This window comes from Clostridium sp. Marseille-P299, from assembly GCF_900078195.1.
GTDB lineage: Bacteria > Bacillota > Clostridia > Lachnospirales > Lachnospiraceae > Lachnoclostridium.
This window is the reverse complement of sequence record NZ_FJVE01000007.1, coordinates 1,487,258-1,507,401: the sequence shown is the minus strand read 5'-3', so window position 1 is coordinate 1,507,401 and position 20,144 is coordinate 1,487,258. Positions and strand designations below refer to the sequence as shown.

General features: G+C 34.1%; 14 protein-coding genes. 1 reads left to right on the top strand and 13 read right to left on the bottom strand.

Annotated elements, in window-relative coordinates; translation table 11 throughout:
• The 5 genes from recN to BN4220_RS14455 form a co-directional block, all read right to left on the bottom strand.
• A complete protein-coding gene (gene recN, locus BN4220_RS14475; RefSeq protein WP_066717828.1) occupies nucleotides 1-1,713 on the bottom strand; it encodes a DNA repair protein RecN in 1,713 nt (570 codons plus the stop codon).
• Nucleotides 1,714-2,310: 597 nt separating this feature from the next.
• Nucleotides 2,311-6,210, bottom strand: coding sequence for an Ig-like domain-containing protein (locus BN4220_RS14470; RefSeq protein ID WP_066717826.1), 3,900 nt, complete (start codon nucleotides 6,208-6,210; stop codon nucleotides 2,311-2,313).
• Between the two features lie 269 nt (nucleotides 6,211-6,479).
• Nucleotides 6,480-6,785, bottom strand: coding sequence for a Dabb family protein (locus BN4220_RS14465; RefSeq protein ID WP_066717824.1), 306 nt, complete (start codon nucleotides 6,783-6,785; stop codon nucleotides 6,480-6,482).
• 356 nt (nucleotides 6,786-7,141) lie between these two features.
• Entirely contained in the window at nucleotides 7,142-8,116 is a 975-nt protein-coding gene (locus BN4220_RS14460; protein ID WP_066717822.1) for a glycoside hydrolase family 43 protein, read from the bottom strand.
• 33 nt (nucleotides 8,117-8,149) lie between these two features.
• A complete protein-coding gene (locus tag BN4220_RS14455) occupies nucleotides 8,150-9,658 on the bottom strand; it encodes an alpha-N-arabinofuranosidase (RefSeq protein WP_082812323.1) in 1,509 nt (502 codons plus the stop codon).
• Between the two features lie 526 nt (nucleotides 9,659-10,184).
• On the opposite strand from BN4220_RS14455, the gene BN4220_RS14450 reads away from it, so the two are divergent.
• Nucleotides 10,185-11,102 (top strand): ArsR/SmtB family transcription factor, encoded by a 918-nt coding sequence (locus tag BN4220_RS14450; RefSeq protein ID WP_066717816.1) that lies wholly within the window; start codon nucleotides 10,185-10,187, stop codon nucleotides 11,100-11,102.
• A gap of 136 nt (nucleotides 11,103-11,238) precedes the next feature.
• Here the strand turns inward: BN4220_RS14450 and BN4220_RS14445 are convergent, their stop codons facing one another.
• From BN4220_RS14445 to nifH, 8 genes are all read right to left on the bottom strand, one after another.
• Nucleotides 11,239-12,495 carry an ABC transporter substrate-binding protein gene (locus BN4220_RS14445; protein ID WP_066717813.1) on the bottom strand — a complete coding sequence of 419 codons (1,257 nt, stop codon included), beginning with the start codon at nucleotides 12,493-12,495 and terminating at the stop codon, nucleotides 11,239-11,241.
• A 12-nt stretch (nucleotides 12,496-12,507) separates the two neighbouring features.
• Nucleotides 12,508-13,359 carry an ABC transporter ATP-binding protein gene (locus BN4220_RS14440; RefSeq protein WP_082812322.1) on the bottom strand — a complete coding sequence of 284 codons (852 nt, stop codon included), beginning with the start codon at nucleotides 13,357-13,359 and terminating at the stop codon, nucleotides 12,508-12,510.
• Nucleotides 13,353-14,339 (bottom strand): ABC transporter permease, encoded by a 987-nt coding sequence (locus BN4220_RS14435; RefSeq protein WP_066717811.1) that lies wholly within the window; start codon nucleotides 14,337-14,339, stop codon nucleotides 13,353-13,355. Before BN4220_RS14435 ends, BN4220_RS14440 begins: the two co-directional genes overlap by 7 nt.
• Nucleotides 14,317-14,703 carry a NifB/NifX family molybdenum-iron cluster-binding protein gene (locus BN4220_RS14430; RefSeq protein ID WP_197467944.1) on the bottom strand — a complete coding sequence of 129 codons (387 nt, stop codon included), beginning with the start codon at nucleotides 14,701-14,703 and terminating at the stop codon, nucleotides 14,317-14,319. The genes BN4220_RS14435 and BN4220_RS14430 overlap by 23 nt, the downstream gene beginning before the upstream one ends.
• A 198-nt stretch (nucleotides 14,704-14,901) precedes the next feature.
• A complete protein-coding gene (cysK, locus tag BN4220_RS14425; protein WP_066717807.1) occupies nucleotides 14,902-15,867 on the bottom strand; it encodes a cysteine synthase A in 966 nt (321 codons plus the stop codon).
• A gap of 20 nt (nucleotides 15,868-15,887) precedes the next feature.
• Nucleotides 15,888-17,420 carry a nitrogenase component 1 gene (locus BN4220_RS14420; RefSeq protein ID WP_066717804.1) on the bottom strand — a complete coding sequence of 511 codons (1,533 nt, stop codon included), beginning with the start codon at nucleotides 17,418-17,420 and terminating at the stop codon, nucleotides 15,888-15,890.
• A 176-nt stretch (nucleotides 17,421-17,596) separates the two neighbouring features.
• Nucleotides 17,597-18,931, bottom strand: coding sequence for a nitrogenase component 1 (locus BN4220_RS14415; protein WP_066717793.1), 1,335 nt, complete (start codon nucleotides 18,929-18,931; stop codon nucleotides 17,597-17,599).
• Between the two features lie 267 nt (nucleotides 18,932-19,198).
• Nucleotides 19,199-20,077 (bottom strand): nitrogenase iron protein, encoded by an 879-nt coding sequence (gene nifH, locus BN4220_RS14410; RefSeq protein WP_066717783.1) that lies wholly within the window; start codon nucleotides 20,075-20,077, stop codon nucleotides 19,199-19,201.
• Nucleotides 20,078-20,144 lie beyond the last annotated feature (67 nt).

Below are 20,144 nucleotides of genomic sequence, written 5' to 3'. Positions count from 1 at the left end.
TTAGTAAATCGCCCCACTTAATGGTTTATTATTTTCGATTTTTATTTTTTTAGCCAAAGCTTTCATTTCTTTTGCATTATTCGTCACATTCTCTGTAATTTCAGCACCACCTAATATTCGGGCAAGCTCTTCTACAGATGCTTCTTCTGACAATTTTCGTATCGAAGTGGTTGTTGTTATACCATTGGTAATCTTCTCAATGACGTAATGTTGATCTGACATTGCTGCAATTTGAGGTAAATGCGTAATACAAAGAATCTGATGATTTCTTGCTATTACTGATAGTTTTTCAGAAACTTTTTGAGCAGTTCTTCCACTTACACCAACATCAATTTCATCAAAGATAAGTGTTCCCACTACATCTTTTTCTGCTAGTACTGATTTTAATGCAAGCATGATTCTTGATAATTCACCACCGGAAGCTACTTTTGATAATGGTTTTAATGGTTCTCCAGGATTTGTTGAAATCATAAATTCCGCATCATCAAATCCATTCATAGTAAAGTGTCCAAGTCGATTAAATTCCATTTCGAACTTTACATCTAAAAAATTCAAATCAACTAAAGCTTGTTTCATCTTAATGGTTAGTTCTATCGCTTTTCTTTTACGTATCTCTGAAATAGCACTACATAAGTTATTGATTTCATTTTCTTTTACTAAAAGCTTTTGCTTTAAGCCATTCATATATTCATCATAATCGAGATATTTTTGTTTTTTTATTTTTAAATTTTCTAAATAAGTAAAAATATCAGTTAACGTAATTCCATACTTTGATTTAAGATGATTGATTAAGTCTAGGCGTTTTTCCACTCCTTCTAATTCATCTTTATAATCCTCAAAATCAGTCATGTAATCTGAAACATCACGATTAAAGTCATTTAACAAACTTTCTATTTCTGTTATTTGGTTTAAATAACTAGATACCTTATTATCATATTCAGCAATCTTAGTTAATTGTCTTACTGCTCTACTTACTGCATCCGCTGCAGATTCTGTTCCTTCCCCTGTATAGTGATAAGCGCCAGATAATCCATCTGCAATTGCACTTGCATTCGATAAGCGTTTATATTCCGTTTGTAATTCTTCATCTTCATGAAGTTTTAAATTTGCTGCGATAATCTCATTTAATTCATATTCGATAAATGATAATTCTCGTAATCTTTTATCTTCATCTATATTAGAAGCATCATATTCTTCTTTTAGTTTACTATATGTATTATATTCCTGATGTAAACTTGCTTTTAAATCACTAATTTCATCTTTTGCAAAATGGTCAACAAATTCTAAATGTTTTTGTTTATATAAAAGGGACTGATGTTCGTGCTGTCCATGAATATCTAATAGTAAAGAAGAAATCTCCTTTATTATGGCAGTAGTTACATTTTCTCCATTGATTTTGCAAATGCTTCTTCCATTTGTCATGATTTTTCTCGAGATTAAAATCATATCATCTTCACAAGGTAAATCCAATTCCCTTAACTTGTCCATAACTTGTTTCTGGTTTGATTGGAATACAAGTTCAACAAGTGCATAATCTGTGTTTTGACGTATAATATCTTTGGATACTTTTCCTCCAAGCGCAACGTTAATCGATCCTATGATAATGGATTTACCAGCACCTGTTTCACCAGTAAGTATGTTCAAATGATCTTTAAAATAAACTTCAATTTCATCAATAATTGCAAAATTCTTAACATGAAGACTAAGTAACATATTTCCTCCTAACCTTCTCTCCAAAATCTATCTTTTTAAAATTACCTTTATTTACCACAAAACATATGTTCGTTATCATTGTATCACAGAGTATTTTTATTTTCAATCCTATTCATAAATATTTTTATAATTATTATTTTTCATTTTTATAAATTTATAACCTCTCTATATCAAATCCTAATTATGCACAATAAAGTGTATTTGCATTTTCAAATAACTACAAAGACTGTGCAAATCACATTCTAGTGCTGACGCTCCATCACTAAATGACTAACTACCTTAATACGTTATGTGCATCCTTAGCGGAGCGTTTCTAAACGATAGGACGTAATTTTCTAACATTGAACAAAAAACGTCCAATGCATATTCTCGTCGTTATTTACGACTGATGAGCACAGTCGTTTTAGGGATATATTTCATTTTAAGCGAGTGCATATTCTTAACGGAGCGATTTTTAAATGATAGGACAAAGCACTTATGCTTATATTTCCTAACATAAAAAAGAATTACCACAAAAAGTTATAAATCACTTTTTATGGTAACCTCTTTTATTTAATCTATAAGTTCTTATAGAAACAATTTTATTTCATAGAAGCTTTATTTAATCTTAGTCACTGTAACCTTGCAAGCAAGTCTACGGCCATTAACAACTGCGTATACATAGGTTGTACCAATTGCCTTACCTGTTACTCTTCCGTTTACAACCGTTGCTATCTCTTGGTTATCAACATCCCAGCGAACTTTAACATCATTCTTACCTGCTCCGTCTACTTCAAGATTTAGTAATAAGCTTGTATATTGTTGTAATGAAACTTCACTTCGACTAAGCCCAACAACATATACTGTTATTGTTGCACGGCGTCCAGATTCTGTCATTACTGTAATATTAGCTGTTCCAATGGCTTTTGCAGTAATTTTACCCGTCTTTTTATCGACCTTTGCTACCAATTCATTATCGCTACTCCATGAATAGCTATCGGTTGAATTGTTAGGAACAATGGAAATTGCCACTGTCTTAGCTTCCCCTGGGGACATTACAACTTCTGATTCAGAAACAGTGATTCCTGTACTTGCTACTGGTGCAATTACTTTAACATAACAAATGGATGATACTCCACTACTGTCATTTGCTTTTGCAGTAATAATCGCATTTCCTGGGCTAAGCGCTGTTACAACACCATTTTTATTAACAATAGCGATATCTTTTTGATTGGAGGACCATAATGGCACTTTATAGGTTGCATTTGTAGGTCGTACCTTAGCAGTAATCTTTTTTGATTTTCCTTGTACGATTGTTAGATAGTTAACATCAAGTGAAATACTAGTTACTAATCTAGTTACACGAACCGTACAAGTTGCATAAGCACCTGATCCATCAAGGGCTCTAACAGTAATCTTTGCCGTTCCTAAAGCGATTCCTTTGATACGTCCTTTGGAATCTACTGTAACAATCTTTTTATTACTAGATGTCCATTTTAACTTTTGATTGGATGCATTTGGGCTATTAATTTTTGCTACTAATTGATACGTCTTATTAAGACCTAATTTATAATAGGATTTATTCAGTGTAATCGTTGTAATAAATTCTTTCACCGTAACTACACAATGAGCTACATATCCACCGTCATTTGAAGTTACTGTGATAATGGAAACTCCACCCGCAACACCTTTTACTAAACCACTTTTATCAACAGTAGCAACTTTAGGGTTTGAACTCTTCCAAGTAACGCCCTTATCAGTTGCACCCTCTGGTGTAATCTTTGCCGTCAACTCCAATTTACCACCTACATAAATTGTAGCTGTCGTTTGGCTAATGGTAATCCCTGAACTTCCCTGTAAAACAGTCAAATTACAGTAAGCAGAAGATCCACTACTTGTTTTCACCATAATAATACAAGTTCCAGATTTCTTAGCAGTAACTCTACCAGTTTTACTAACTACTGCTATTGATTTATCACTAGACTCCCATGTAAGAGCCGCATTTGTGCTATCTGCTGGGGTTAAAGTTACTTTAAAATCATAGTAATCCCCGACATTTAAAGTTAATTTTGTTACATCTAATTTAACCGCAGTTGCTGTTCTACCAACTGTAATATTACATGTTGCTAAGTAGCCACCATCTACCGTACGTACAATAATTGTCGCTTGTCCTACTGCTTTTGCACTTACTACTCCTTCTGCATTTACAGATGCAACCGATGAATTTGTTGAAGTCCAAGTTACTGCTACGTTATTTGCATCCGTAGGTTTTACGGAATATGTTAAACGAAATGTTTCGCCTACAAACATATTTTTTGTCGATTGGTCTAATGTAATTCCACTGATTGATTTAGTAACAATAACATTACAAATAGCCATAATCGTAGAATTTACCTTTGATGTAACTACAATTGCTGCTTTACCAGCCTTCTTTAATGTAACCTTACCATTTTGATCCACAGTAATTACTGAAGTATCTGTAGAAGACCAAATTACATCTTGATCTTTGGCTGTATCTGGTGTAATCGTAGCATATAGTTGAAATGATCCTGCTGATAGTGGTGCTGTTACAAGCGTATCAGATAGTGTTATCTTTTGAATTGCTTGATATACATTAATAAGACAGGAGCCTACAACAACATTATTCTGATTAATTGCTGTAATAACTGCTGTGCCACCTTTAACACCACTTACTGTTGCTGATAAATTACCTGTTTGTGTAATCTTTACGATATTAGCATCGGAAGTAACCCATTTTAAAGAAACATTATTTAACTTTGGTGTAACCTCAGCATTAATCGTAAGGAAATCACCAACAGCAATGCTTGTATTGGATGGGTTTAATTTGATACTAGTTACCGATTGTTTTACTAATATCTTACAGGTAGCTGTTTTTGTAACACCGTTGATTGTCTGTGAAACGATAATCTCAGTCTCTCCTACTGCAACACCAGTAACCAAACCTTCTTTATCAACAGTCGCAACCGAAGGATTCGTCGATTTCCAAGTAACCGGCTCATAATTATTGGAAGTATTTAAAACTAATTGCAAGGTAGAACCTGTATATATTGAGGCATTTGATGTATTTAAAGAAATACCATCGATTACGTAAACTTCAAGGGTTTCATCTTTTGCGTATTCTGACTCAATCGGATATAAACTGCTAAATAAACCGCCTTTATAATGCATAATAATTTTAGTCTCACCATTTGCTTTACCAGTGATAACACCAGTTGAACTAGTTACAGATGCGATATTATTATTTTCACTTGTGAAACTAAAGTAATCTTGCGAAGGAAGATTTCCAATCTCAAGTATATTATAAATATCTCCAACATTCATATAGATAGGTCCTTTTGGAAGAGATACAGGAACAATCAAGGTAATATGCAAAGTCTGAGTCTTAGAGTTAATTTCTTCATATTTATCAGATTGTCTTGCAGTAATATAATAAATACCTGCCTTTACATTAGAAAGTGTTGCCGTACCACTAACATTACTTAGATATACATCCATAAATTTGTTATCTTTAATGTTAAGTTTATCTCCAGTGATGGAGTTTTTATGTATTGTCCAAACTAGGTTATCCGCTCTTTCAGCATTTGTTTGAATAATTATTGTTGAACCTTTACTTACATAAGTAAATTTATTTTGATAATTTTCAGCTTCGTCTTTTATATATCCTGTTGCGGAAACTAAAACACTAAACATAAGGGTTGCTGGTTTTCCAGTTTCAGATAACGTAGTTGTAGTAACTGTTACTTCTGCATAACCCGCTCCAGCTGCAGTTACTATACCATTATTATCAACGGTAACAACACTTGTATTGCTACTTTCCCATTTTAAGGCCGGCGGTTTCTCAGTGAAGATGTTATCACCCTTTAAAACAGTGTCATTAGTCACGTCATCTTTATAACTCACATATTTTAATTTAACTAAATAATGATTTAAATCCGTGGCTTCTTTGCCTTTTAACTGTAGAGTTCTCTTATCTTGATCCGTAACTTGCACCTGCGTCTGCATACCATATAAACCAGTTGCGCTATTTGCAGTATCGTGCAATTCTAGTGGAACATAAATTTGACAATATACCTGATATTCAATACCATTATACCTTACTATCGCTCCTAACTGTGCGTATCCTGGACTAACTGCATATACAGTTGCTTCGTACTTACTTATATAATCTACATGAAGGATATTCTCATCATAAGCTAGCCACTCAATATCTGCATCTACAGGAACTGTATTATTGCCAGATGTGATACTTAGTGACATTGAATTATTTTTCATCTGAATTTGTGATCCAGATGGATATCGATTCGAGTCTACAACCATAAAATATTGGTCAACTATTGTTGTAGGTGTTGGAGTTGGGGTAGTGGTTGCTGCCGCTGCACTTTCAACCATTGGTGTAATAATTACATCCCCTTCTCCATCCGAGACGGGAAATAAATTCACGATCAGTAGTGTTATTGAAAGAAGTATCGCAAATATTCTTCTTAATTTAAAATTCATCATTTTCCTCCTTGAACTTACATGCCATCCTAGTATAAGATTGTGCTTTTTTATTTATTACCTATTACCATAACTTTAGATAAGCTCAATCTTTGGCATCTAATTAAAGAACGTATCCTAAGTATGAGTTTTCATGATAGGATTATATCCTCGATAATAGATATAAACATCTATACATGATATCGACAATTTTATAAATTTGTTTAGCTGTTTTTTCATTATTCTAGTTTTTTTTCATTTAAAATTCCTATAAGTAGTATAAATAAGAATTAAATAGTAAAATCAATACAAGCTCTAGTTTCACGAACCTTGCCGATAAACTCTGATACTTTTTTATGTTCTGGATGAATTTGATAAGCATTTAAACCTTCGATATCTTCATATTCACAAACTAATACCAAGTCATAATTCTCTTTACTTGCATACTCATGATTTAATGCAACATACAAAGACTTCAATGTTGGGACTACACCATCTAAGGATTCCAGCATTTCTTTTGCGATTTCTAAATTTTCTTTCTTTGTTCTACCATCAGCACTCTCTTTAAATTGAAACATTACGATATGTCTTATCACTTTTACTACCAACCTTTCATTTATAATCTATTCTCCCAAGGAATAGATTTTTATCCATTTATTTGTTTTCTTTCATTATTATAGCATAATTGATATAATATTGCGTTTTTTTATATTAGATATACCTCTCATAATTTATTACGTAAATAACATTGAATTTGATACTCTTAATTAAATTTCTTAATTCATTGATACTCTAATTAAATAAATCGATAATTTAATTAATTTCTCGATAAATTTAAATTTTACTCAATAAAAATAGGCTGTCTTAATTTTTTGACAGCCTCATCTTTCATTTCTTAATTTTATATTGATATCGGTATTTTACAAAAATAAAAATTTCTTAAAATTCATCCTCAGCTTAAATTTGCTGAATTCTTTTGATATTCAAATATCGGTTTTCCTTCCTCACTCCATGTTATTTCCATTAACATAGCATGGCGATTTGGATCCTTTAACGGATCCCCTACAATTTCTTCATATTGTCTTGCATGAAATACCATGATATCCTTTCCATCTAAGGATTTTGTAAAACTATTATGACCTGGACCAAAGATTCCTTTCTCCGAATCCGTTTTTAACACAGGATATCTTTCTTTCACCCAAGAAGAAGGATCTAAAAGGTCAGAGTCTTCATTGGCAGTTAACAATCCCATACAATAGCATGCACCTGTTGCACTTGCTGAATACGTTAAGAATATCTTGCCATTCCTTTTAAGCACTGCTGGACCTTCATTTACCCAAAATCCAATACGTTCCCAATCATAATCTGGGGTCGTTAATAAAACCTGTGTCGTTTTTAATTTCACTGGGGATTCCATTTCAGCAATATATAAGTTGGAGATAGCTTTTCCGACTCCAGTTTTTTCAGCCCATATATAATAGTATCTCCCTAGATGCTCAAATACGGTTGCATCCAAAGAAAAGGAATGAAACGAGAACTCATCATCATCCGCTGCCTTCATAATACCTTTTTCTATCCATGCATCGTGCATAGGGTCATTACCTGTGCATTCCAATACATATGGCCGTATATTCCATATATTCTCAGCTTCTCCTGCTGCAAAATAGATATACCATTTTCCAAACAAATAATGTATTTCTGGAGCCCAAATATGATGCCCCATAATTCCAGTTGTATGTTTCTCCCATATGATAATCTCATCTGCTTCAGGCATTTCAGATAAACTTTTTGCCCTTCTTAAAATAATTTTATCAAAGGTTGGTACAGATGCTGTAAAATAATAATAGCCGTCACTATGTTTATATACGAAGGGATCTGCCCGCTTTTCGATCCATATGTCGTTATATTCTGTCAAAATTTCATTCATCTTGTTATCCTCCAATTACAATAAAACCTTCAATTAAAATAATTCTAACTCAAGATGTAATACACTACATGAAGGAATCTTAAATTGTAATCCACTCTCTGTAATTACGTAATCTTTAAATTCTGTTGGCTGTACAAGATTTGGTTCTTCGAATGTATTATGTGCTTTCATATCATTTGACAATATTGTTCCATTTACGGATTTCACTTTTGCCTCTGTTAAAATAGTATCTATATTATAACTTTCATCCAAAGATAAATTGTTAAGGGTTATATGAATCTTTCCATCCAAAGATTGAGAAACAGACTCACTTAAATTAGGTACCATATGCTTTTCTTCTAATCCAATTTGTTTTGTATCTATGTAACTCTCAAGCAGTTCTGCTTCCTGGTGTGCTTGATACATATGAAATACATGATAAGTTGGAGTTAATAGCATCTTATCACCTTCTGTTAAAATTACAGACTGTAGTACATTCACAAGTTGTGCAATATTCGCCATTTTCACACGGTCACAATGTTTATTAAATAAGTTTAAATTAATTCCAGCTACCAATGCGTCACGCATCGTACTCTGTTGATATAAAAATCCAGGATTGGTACCAGGTTCACAATCAAACCAAGTTCCCCATTCATCAACGATCATGCCAATTTTTTTGTCTGGATCAAATTCATCCATAATAGCACCATGACGAGTTATTAAGGTTTCCATGTATAATGTTTTACTCAAAGTTTTATACCATGTGAAATCATCAAACTCAGTGGCACTACCTTTCTTCTCCCATCCACCTGGATGTGTATAATAATGTAAAGATAGTCCGTCCATAAAACCGTGTAAATGTTTTGGTGCATGAGAAAATGTTGTTTCTAATACCTTACGTGTCCATTCATAATCATCTACATTTGCCCCACATGCGATCTTATAAATTGGTTTTGAGTGATCGTAAGTTCTTACATACGTTTGATATCTGCGATATTCATTCCCGTAATACTCAGGAGTCATATTACCACCGCAACCCCAATTTTCATTACCAACTGCAAAATAATCAACCTTCCATGGTTCTTTATGACCATTTTCAGCTCGTAAATCAGCCATTGGTGAAACTCCATCAAATGTTAAGTACTCAACCCATTCTGACATTTCACGTACTGTTCCACTACCAAGATTTCCGTTAATATAAGCCTTACAATCAAGCTGTCTACATAATTCCATGAATTCATGTGTACCAAAGCTATTATCTTCTACCACACCACCCCAATGGGTATTTATCATCTTTTTACGATTTTCCTTAGGACCAATTCCATCCATCCAGTGATATTCATCAGCAAAGCATCCACCTGGCCAACGAAGCACAGGTATCTTCATATCTTTTAATGCATTCACTACATCATTTCTCATCCCATTTGTATTTGGAATGGTAGAGTCTTCACCAACATAAATACCTTCATAAATACATCTTCCAAGATGTTCTGAGAAGTGTCCATAAATTTCTTTATTAATATGTCCTTTTTTAATACTTGGATTTATATATAATTTTGTCATTTTAATCCCCATTCTTGCACACATTCTTCTCCAATAACAAATTTGTGGTGCGCAATCACAAACTTGCGTGTGAATGATTTTTTATTTTTCACACTATTACCATGCATAATAATCTTGACTACCTCATATCCAATCCCATTAATACGCTCTATATGAAGTATAGATAAATGTAATAGATAAACATAATTGGTTGAAAGATAAATTCGTTAACGGCTCCTCCTTTTTTTGATTTTTTTTAACCTAGGTTCCCTTAAATAAATGAGTAACATAAAATCTTTAGGATACTGTTTGTTTCTATTAAATTACTTTCACTTTATACATTTTATAGTTTCACTATATAATGAAGTATTTAATTTATTAATTAACTTAAAATAACAATACTATTAAATTTTACAATCGTCAAGCATTTATATGAATTATTTTTGTCATTTTGACTATATATTTAAGCAATAGAATTAAAAGATTGACTTTAAAAACAAAGAATTTTATAATTACGTGTAATAAATTATGGAGGTAGCAAGGTAATATGTTATATTTAAAGTCAATACAAGAAGCTGAGGAAGTTTTTAAAGCATTAAGTGCTCCAATGCGTTTAAAAATCATGGAAATGATTTTTTTGGATGAAGAACTAAGCATGAATGATTTAGCAGAATCACTGCAACTTACAAACAGTGCTATTTCCATGCATGTAAGCAAATTAGAAAAGGCTGGTTTAGTTGATATACAAACAACTGCTGGAAAACGTGGAAATATGAAAATCATAAAACCACGTCATGACCGCCTCATGATAGATTTAGCACCTGTCAAAGAATCGAGAAAATGCTATCAGGATGATATTAGAGTTGGATACTTTACTAATTTTAAAGTTACTCCTACTTGTGGTATTGCTACTTCTAAAAAAATTGTTGGTTCCTTTGATGATCCTAGATATTTTACTTTCCCAGAAAGATTTGATGCTGGAATCTTATGGTTTGGAAGTGGCTTTATCGAATACAATATTCCAAATCATTTAATCGCTGGACAAACAATTACAGAGTTACAAATATCCTTTGAAATTTGTTCTGAATATCCAGACTATAAAGAAGACTATCCATCTGATATTTATTTTTCTATCAATAATACCCCTCTTGGAATGTGGGTTAGCCCGGGTGATTTTGGTGCTAGAAAGGGATTTGTAACACCACAATGGTGGCCAAATGAGCTAAATCAATATGGACTTTTAAAGACACTGATCATCAATGCTAACGGTACTTTTATAGACGGAGGAAATCAGATTTCTTCTGTTACAATCAATGATTTAAAAATTGATTATCTAAGTACTATTACTTTGAGATTTGAAGTTCCAAAAGATACTGCAAATTGTGGTGGATTTACACTGTTTGGTGAAGACTTTGGTGACCATAACCAAGCGATTCGCGTAAAGACATTTTATGAAGAAATGTGATTAAATTACTTTTTTTGAATACTACAAAGAAGACTGTTACCAAACAATATCACTTATTGTGATACTTTTATATGTAACAGTCTTTTTATATTTGAAACATTGAGTGATGATATGGTTGATATGGTTGATATGCTCTTTACTGATTATTTTTCACCTGCGTATCCGGATCAATCGGAGCTTCAACGTTTCCAACGATTTCATCCGGTAGCCCTTCTAATCTTAAAAAGCTGCTTTTCGCAAGATCTTCTGCGTTTGTATCTTTTCGAATTAAACCTAACTCTTTCATCTCTAAAATATTTCTAGTAAGTGCAGTTTCTACTCCGCTTACCGACGGCAAATACTTATAGGTCTTTAAAACTTGTCGATCGATTTCTAAATCACCTACAAGCCACTCGTTATCTAATTGAATCTTTGCTGCTAAATCTGTATTTTGATCCACCCATGCAGAAGCTTTTTGAATTGCTGAAACAACCTTCGTCACCTCATCTGGATATTTTTCTAACGCTTCATTTCGAACCCATAAAGAACAGCAATATTCATCTTTTAATAAATCATCGGTGGCTGAATTAAAAAGTTCAACAGCAGCGCCTTCATTAATTAAAATCGTTGCTTGTGGATCACCAATTGCAATAGCATCCACTGCGCCTTCTTTTAATGCAATTGGTAAGTCATCCTTTCCATAGGTTACAAATTCCACCTCCATATTTTCAACCGTCGAACCAATACCTTCACTTGCAAGAACCCGTTGGGCTACGATATGAGCAGAGGATGCCAATTGCTGAACTCCAATCTTTTTACCTTTTAATTCTGCAACAGAGGTAATCCCCGTATCTGTTCCCGCTAATAATAAAATACACCCTGTATGAATTCCTAATACGGTTTTTGCTTCTAGTCCGTTATCAAGTGGTGCTAGCATAGCTGCTACCAGTCCAAAACTAACATCGGCCTGACCCGTTGTAAGCATCTCAACACCAGATAAACTAGAAGTTACATATTCATAATCCACTCCTTCTACCAAGCCTTCTGCTTCAAAAAACTCAAGTTGTTTTGCTATATGTAATGGAATTCCACAAAGTCCTGAACTATAGAGTACTTTTATTAGGTTTTTATTTTCATTGCCTTTCGCTTCTTGAGCATTCGTTTTATCCTCACTAATGTCTTTTGAAGAAGCATTTGTAGTACCATTTGAAGTTTCATTTGAAGTTTCTTTTGAAGTACCATTAGCTTCCTTTGTATCTTTAGAGATATCCTTAGAAGCATCTTCATTTTTTCCAGCAGTTGATTCATTTTCCTTTAAAGCCTCATTCGCTGGACTAGCCTTACAAGCTGAAAGCGAAAATGTTAGTAATACAATTGTTAATAAGATACTGATACGCTTTTTTAATGATTTCATATTCCACCTCTTCTACAAATAATATTCCGGTTGTTGCGCTTTTCCAGTAAAATCAAGAATTTGAAGTATCTTAGACCGCAATTTCAAGAAATCTACACTATCTCTCTTTCTACCTAACGTTTCATTTCTACCAATCTCAACTTCAATGATCTGTTCAATCTTTGCTGGTCTTGGTGTCATAACAAAAATTCGATCACTTAAATAAATTGCTTCGTCCACATCATGAGTCACCATTACCATTGTCGTTCCTCTCTCTTTCCAAATACGCAATATTTCATCCTGCATATTCATCCTTGTAAATGCATCCAACGCTCCTAGAGGTTCATCCAATAACAATACCTTCGGATGGTTCACTAAGGCTCTAGCTAAACTTGCTCTTTGCGCCATCCCACCAGAGAGTTGATGTGGGAATGATTTTTCAAACCCTTTTAATCCTACAAGTTCAAGAAACTCCTCTACTTGCCGTTTATTTTCCTTATAGATGTGTCGAATCTTTAAACCATAGGATATGTTGTCATAAATCGTAAGCCAAGGAAATAAAGTTGGATCTTGAAATACTAACCCTCTCTCATGCCCTGGACCAACAATCTCCTTGTCATCCAAGGTTAAATCACCACTACTTGGAGTAATTAATCCAGCAATTAAACGTAACAAGGTAGACTTTCCACAACCGGATGGTCCAATGAGACATACAAACTCCCCAGCATTAATTTCAATATCTAAATTATTTAAGGCAACCGTCTTTTCCCCATCCAAACGCTCAAATTCTTTACATACTTGAACGGCTTTAATCCCTCCTTCTTTATTTTGCAAACCTTTATCCTCTTGATACCGTTTTATCACTGCATCTAAAAAATCTACCATTTAATAACCCCCTTTTGCCAACCTAATAATCGATCTCTTATTTTAAACTGTAAGGTTATAAACAAATAACAAAAACCTGCAATAATAAATAACCCCGCATAAACATTAGGATAAGCAACCATTTCTCTCTGCCAATTAATATACCAACCGATCCCTGATTTTGAACCTATCATTTCTGCTGCCATTAAAGCCACAAAGGAGCTACATGTAGCATTGAAAATACCCAAAAACATAGAGGGCAATGCATCCGGAATAGCGATACGAAACAAATTTTGAAGGTTTGTAGCTCCTAATGTGGATGAAACTTCAAAATAGGATTGTTTTACACTTTGTATCCCTGAACTAGTCAGAATTGTTAGTTGAAACCACGCTCCAAAAGCAATTAAGAACGCAGCTGCAAAACGAGGTGTTGGAAAAGCAATTAAAGCAAGTGGAATCCAAGTAGAGGATGGAATCGGTCCTAATATACGAATAATTGGATAAATCCAATAACTCCATTTTTTGCTCCACCCAACTAAAATCCCCGTGATAATACCAATCATTGCACCTACAATAAGGCCTTCTACTAGCAGACTAAAAGAACCTACCAAACATTTAATTAAAAACTTATAATCCGTTACATATACATTTAAAATACGATTCAAACTAGGAAAATAAATCTGTGGCAATAGAAGAAGTTTTACAGTGATAATATTTAAAATATTAAAGAATATAAAGACCCCTCCTACAAACCACGATTTATGCGCATATCTAATTCTAAAATTCTCATGAAATAGTGAAATTATAAACAGAATAACTGTAATGATCACTCCCGCTGTAAGTACACTGCGAAAATTGGTTAAGTCCCTATATTTTGCCTCTATATGATTTGGCACAAAAATATCGACAAGTAAAGCAGCTACTATAGTTACGATAGGAATGACCGTACGGTAGTCTAAGCTTATCTTTACATTTCTTTTATTCATTAAATTTATAGTCATACGTGACATCCTTTCTATAAAATATTTGTTTTAAATAATATTTCTCAATCTTTTTTAATGCATCTTCAATCCTTCCTTGATATTGCAGTGGGATAATATCATTATGTATTAGAAGTTTTTCCGTCTGACCTCCCATTTGCTTTACCAAAACAATTTGACAATCATGCAACGACTTGATTTTATCTAATATCGCTTCATTTTGATGTACACCACAGGAAAGTGAATGGGCAGTTTCTCTTTTTTCAATAACAATATACCCTTCTTCTTTTTGATCTATTTCAATAATAAAAAAACAACGACATTGCCCAAAATGTTCTGTTACATTTATCAAATCCGTGGTTCCTATTGCGACTCTATATTTCATGCTACCCCCATAACTATTCATCCTTTCACTCATCTACCTTCTAATCTATCATTCTCTAATCCATCGCCTACTAATCCATCGTCTACTAACCCATAATTCTCATATATACCCAATTTTTAATGACCTTCTTTCTAATCTAGCAACCTCTTGCATCCAAACTGAATCCATAAAAAAACAAACAACACGAATGGAAGTTTCTTAATACCAAAACTTACTTTTCTCATTGACTTCCTTTTTAAATAAATCCGTGGAAAGATAACGTTCCCCGGTATCCGGTAAAATGGCTACAATCGTCTTTCCAATGTTTTCAGGTCGATTAGAAATCTTTGCCGCTGCAAAAGCTGCTGCACCTGAGGAAATTCCAACAAGTAGGCCCTCTTCTCTTGCTAAAACTCTTGACGTATCGATTGCTTCCTCATTCCACACTTTATAAACTTCATCAATAACATCTAACTCGTAAATTTCAGGCACAAACCCCGCACCAATGCCTTGGATTTGATGCGGACCAGGATTTCCACCAGATAATACTGGGGAAGCGGCAGGTTCTACTGCGATTACTTTTAAGCTAGGATTTTTTTCTTTCAAATAGCTACCTGCACCAGAAACTGTCCCACCTGTTCCTACTCCTGCTACTAAAATATCTACCGCTCCATTTGTCGCTTCCCATATCTCAGGTCCAGTCGTCTTTCTATGTATTTCTGGATTTGCAGAGTTACTAAATTGCCCAAGTATAATACCATTTGGTATTTGAACGCTTAATTCCTCAGCCTTTCTAATTGCACCTTTCATCCCAAGAGCTCCAGGTGTTAATACTAGTTCAGCTCCCAGTGCTGTTAAAAGGGTCCTTCTTTCAAGACTCATAGAATCTGGCATAGTTACAACTAAGTGATATCCTTTTGCCGCAGCAACAAATGCTAGCCCTACTCCAGTGTTTCCACTGGAGGGCTCAATGATAACTGAGTTTTTATTTAATAACCCCTTCTCCTCAGCATCTGTTATCATTGCAAAAGCAATTCGATCTTTTACACTCCCTAGAGGGTTAAAATATTCAAGCTTAAACAATAAATCCACTTCTTTTATTTTTGCTAACTGCTTAAAAGTATTTGGTCGAAGTAATGGTGTATTTCCGATTAATTCCGTGAGATTATTTACAATAACGCTCATATGTTGACCTCCAAGTCATTCTAATAAATTTCACTCTCTTTGATATTATTTTTAGGGTCCTCCTCATACCAATGTGCACTCAGTGGTAGGTCTAAATTTGCTGAAATATTTTTTACAAAGTTCGTATTTTTTAATACTTTTGCAGCTTTTCTTGCTAACTCAAAAGCTCCTGAGTATCCCATGTAATTAAACACCTGACCAAACAGCGGTATATTGGGTATTCCTAATTTACTAACCCAACCATTTGCCCCCATATGACCTACATATAAATCCGGTTTTAAACGTCTAAGAAGATTTAATTCTTCTGCTGGCTGACCTGCTGCCACTTCGATCAGTAGTTCCGGACTTTCCAAACTATCTATAATATCTTCCACAAAGAAATCTACATTGTGCGATTTTACACCCAACAATTCCATACCTAAGGATGCAAAAAATTCAGCAGTTGTTAGGATTCTTGTTTCTCCTCCTCCAACAAATATTCGTTTTCCTGCTAATACTTTTCGATATGGCTCTAAGGCTTCTTTTAGTTGTTTATTTTCCAATTGAATCAAGCGTTCCGCTTCTTCCTCTAATTGAAACCTCTTCGCAATCAAGCGTATCCACCGATTTGTATTACGAATACCAATTGGTAACGTATCAATTAAATAATCCGTTCCAAACCTTTCTTTTAAATGCCCAAGTAAGTAGTCATCATGGGTTGCACAGATACTTACATTTAGTGCTGCATTACCTATATTCGATAAGTCTTCAAGAGAAGCATGCAATGGTAAAACACGTGGAATCAAACCGAGTGCTGATACAAGTCTTGATAATTCCACTTCATCACCATTACTATTGGAACCTACATTAAAAATGTTTACAGTTCTACTGTTGTTATATTTTTCTTTTTCATCCTTTTCATCACTTGAAATTACTCTATCGTATCGTTCTACAGGATTGATCAAATGCCTTAGGACACCATGGTATGCTGAGTCATAACCAGATGCAACGAACTTACTTTTAAAACCTTCACAATGAATAGGAACAATTTTTGCAGATGTTTGACTAGATAATTCCGTAACTAAGGAATCAATATCATCTCCTATAATTCCAGGAACACAACCATTGGCTATAATGATTGCTTCTGGATGATACTCTCTTTCTGCATAAAGAATAGCCCTTCGCAATTTATCAATACCGCCTATTACTACATCCATTTCATCCATGTTGGTATGTAACCATACAAAGTCTTCGTCCTTTTTACCCTTAGAAGCACGCATTGTCTTTCTTAGACCACCAGAACCAACGAAACCTGAGCAGCACCCTAACGGTGAATGAATAATCATTACAACATTAGTAAAACTGCTTACAATTCCAACCGCCAGATTCAGTTGACATCCAGTGCTTTGAGAAAACTTACGGTTCTGTAGTTGTGCACACCCAGAGGACATTCCATCTTTTAGATTCCTACAAGAACCGCAAAATGCGGAACATGATCCTATTCTTTCTTCTCTTGTTGGTGGTGCGTCTGCTGACAAATATCCATAGGTTAATGTATCTGTATAATTTGACATATTTACCTCTCATTCTGCCTCTCATTCTGGCATTAATTTATATTATAAATCCCGTCACGGGTTCTTATAGATTGAAAATTTTCATTCACTCATAACATCTTAAAAACTGCCACTTCGAAATTAATTTAGTGAATTCTTATTAGAACGTAATTAATTCTCATCCCTATTACTTAATGCTAACGAGCCGAAACTAACGATGAAATCAAATCTTCCACAAGTGAAACTCCTCCATAAAATCCCACATAAGTTTTATTTAAAACCACACGATTACTTACTGGAAATGCAACTGCTAAAAAACCTGCTCCAAGTTTTTCTGCCAGACTACGTTCAATACCACTGCCTATTACAAAGGCTGGTGAAAGGGAATCATAATACTTTTGATTATTATTTTTTGGCCAACTATTTCTTATATCTTTAATAACATCTCCTGCATTTTCACGAAAATAAACAAAAGGTGTAATTTCAGAGGTAATGTCAGAAAACTTTTTGTAATATTCTTCTTGATCTTTTATTTCAGAGATATCATTAATCGATACTAAATGTGGTATCCAACCTAAGTCATTTGCAAGGAATCTAGTAAGCGAATATGCGTAATAACTGTCAGCCACAACAATTGCATATCTTTGAAAATCAATGTCGGAATAAATATCTACAATTCTTTCAAGATAGGAGTAGTAAGTTTTCTTTTCATGTTCAATCACCTCTTCTATGACTTTCTCCTCCACCTGTAATAGACTTCCTATGTTTCTTAAGAATTTTTCCGTGCCACTCGGACCGATTGGAATATCTTCTAATACATAGGGAATGTGATGTAAATCTTCAAAGGTAATTGCAGGTAATACCCCTGCTTGCGTGGATAACACAATATTTAAGGAGGCTTTTCCATAGGTTTTAATGGTTTCAATACTTTCATTCTCGCCAAAAAAAGTATTTGCCTTGATTCCTACTAGACTTAGCAAACGCCTTAACTCTTCTAAATTTCCTCGATAAAATACATCATGCCCAGGAACAATACCTAAAAGATTGACCGTTTTCTCTTCTTTTTCTCTTACTGGCTCAATTACTTCTTTAATAATTGCATTTAAAACCGCATCATAACCTTTAAAGGTATTTCCCAAAAACCCCGGAGTACTTGCACCAATCACATTTTTATCCCGAAACTTACCTGCAATTCCAACTGCATCATCACCAATAATTTCAACTTGACATCCAGTTACTACGATATACAAATCTGCGTCGATTGCTATAATTGTTTCTTCTATCTGCTCCTCTAACCTTTTTTCTCCACCAAAAACAATATTATTTTCTGTCACATTACTTGTAGGGATCATAGAGCCTCCACAATATCCAGTTCCACGGTAACCCGAAGCTAAATTATATGTATTTGATAATGCAGCTGCACAGCCCCCTGAGGCATGAACAATCGGTACTGCTTTTGGTAATCCTGCTATGGTTGTTAATGCTCCCCCTAAAGCACATGAAAATTTTGCACGGTCAATAAAATTTGCCAAAATACTTCCTCCATTCTAAATTAGAATTTTTATTAGTAATCAAATATAAAATCTACAAATCCATTTCTTAAATACAATTTTTCACTTACTACATTTCTCTACTGTTATTTTTTATTGTTCTTTTACTGTTATTTTCTTCTTCACTTTTATTTTCTCTTTCATATTTACTGATATTTTTCTATTTCTACTGTGTTTTATCTCCTCTAACATAGATCAATCAAAGATCTAACTAATAATTTGATTACTCTAATTATTTTCACTGCTATGTTATATACCAGCTTGATTTCCGCCTACAACAACACCTGTTTCTAATTCAAGTAATTGATTTCCCCATTCCGCTGCCCATTCACGTAATTCAGTTACTTCCATCGGTGATGGAACCGTGGAATGTTCATGTTCTGCAATACGCTCTGCTAGCTCCATATAAATCTTTGCTTGTTGTGAATCAGGTGCTGCTTCTATTGTTGTTTTTCCTTGTAATTCACTTTGTGTTACAGTTACGGAACGAGGAACATATTGCATGATTTGTGTCTTTGTACGTTTCGCAAAATCATCTATAATATCTTTTGCATAAGCCTTATTAATAGAATTTGCTATGACACCACCAAGAAGTGCTCCACCAGCATTGGAATACTTTGTGATCCCTCGAAATAAATTATTGGAAGCGTATACACTCATAAAATCAGCCGAGGAAACGGTAAATACATGTTCTGCAATTCCTTCTCGAATTGGTACAGCAAATCCCCCACACACAACGTCACCTAAAACGTCGTAAATCACTACATCTAAATCTAATTCCTCAAATACTCGCTGTTGTTTAAATAATTGAACTGCCGTTATAATCCCTCTACCTGCGCAACCTACACCTGGTGCTGGACCACCTGCTTCTACACAATAGATTCCGTTAAATCCTTGATAAAGCACTTCATTAGCTTTTACTGTATTTTTTTCTCGTAAGGTATCAAGGACCGTTGGAATATATTCACCATTTCGTAATGTGTTCGTAGAATCACTTTTAGGATCACAGCCAAACTGCATTACCTTATAGCCGAGTTTTGATAAGGCTGCACTTATATTAGATGTAGTTGTAGATTTTCCGATTCCCCCTTTTCCATAGATTGCAATTTGTTTGATTTTCTTTGCCATAATTCCCTCCTTATTAACGCTAGGTAGTTTTATTCATAAGCTAAATTCTCTGTGCTTTTAGCCAGTT

Excerpts from the sequence above, each read along its gene's own strand:
- recN (WP_066717828.1), bottom strand. The coding sequence starts at position 1,713 with ATGTTACTTAGTCTTCATGTTAAGAATTTTGCAATTATTGATGAAATT.
- BN4220_RS14470 (WP_066717826.1), bottom strand. The coding sequence starts at position 6,210 with ATGAATTTTAAATTAAGAAGAATATTTGCGATACTTCTTTCAATAACA.
- BN4220_RS14460 (WP_066717822.1), bottom strand. The coding sequence starts at position 8,116 with ATGAATGAAATTTTGACAGAATATAACGACATATGGATCGAAAAGCGG.
- BN4220_RS14455 (WP_082812323.1), bottom strand. The coding sequence starts at position 9,658 with ATGACAAAATTATATATAAATCCAAGTATTAAAAAAGGACATATTAAT.
- BN4220_RS14450 (WP_066717816.1), top strand. The coding sequence starts at position 10,185 with ATGTTATATTTAAAGTCAATACAAGAAGCTGAGGAAGTTTTTAAAGCA.
- BN4220_RS14445 (WP_066717813.1), bottom strand. The coding sequence starts at position 12,495 with ATGAAATCATTAAAAAAGCGTATCAGTATCTTATTAACAATTGTATTA.
- BN4220_RS14440 (WP_082812322.1), bottom strand. The coding sequence starts at position 13,359 with ATGGTAGATTTTTTAGATGCAGTGATAAAACGGTATCAAGAGGATAAA.
- BN4220_RS14435 (WP_066717811.1), bottom strand. The coding sequence starts at position 14,339 with ATGACTATAAATTTAATGAATAAAAGAAATGTAAAGATAAGCTTAGAC.
- BN4220_RS14430 (WP_197467944.1), bottom strand. The coding sequence starts at position 14,703 with ATGAAATATAGAGTCGCAATAGGAACCACGGATTTGATAAATGTAACA.
- cysK (WP_066717807.1), bottom strand. The coding sequence starts at position 15,867 with ATGAGCGTTATTGTAAATAATCTCACGGAATTAATCGGAAATACACCA.
- BN4220_RS14420 (WP_066717804.1), bottom strand. The coding sequence starts at position 17,420 with ATGTCAAATTATACAGATACATTAACCTATGGATATTTGTCAGCAGAC.
- nifH (WP_066717783.1), bottom strand. The coding sequence starts at position 20,077 with ATGGCAAAGAAAATCAAACAAATTGCAATCTATGGAAAAGGGGGAATC.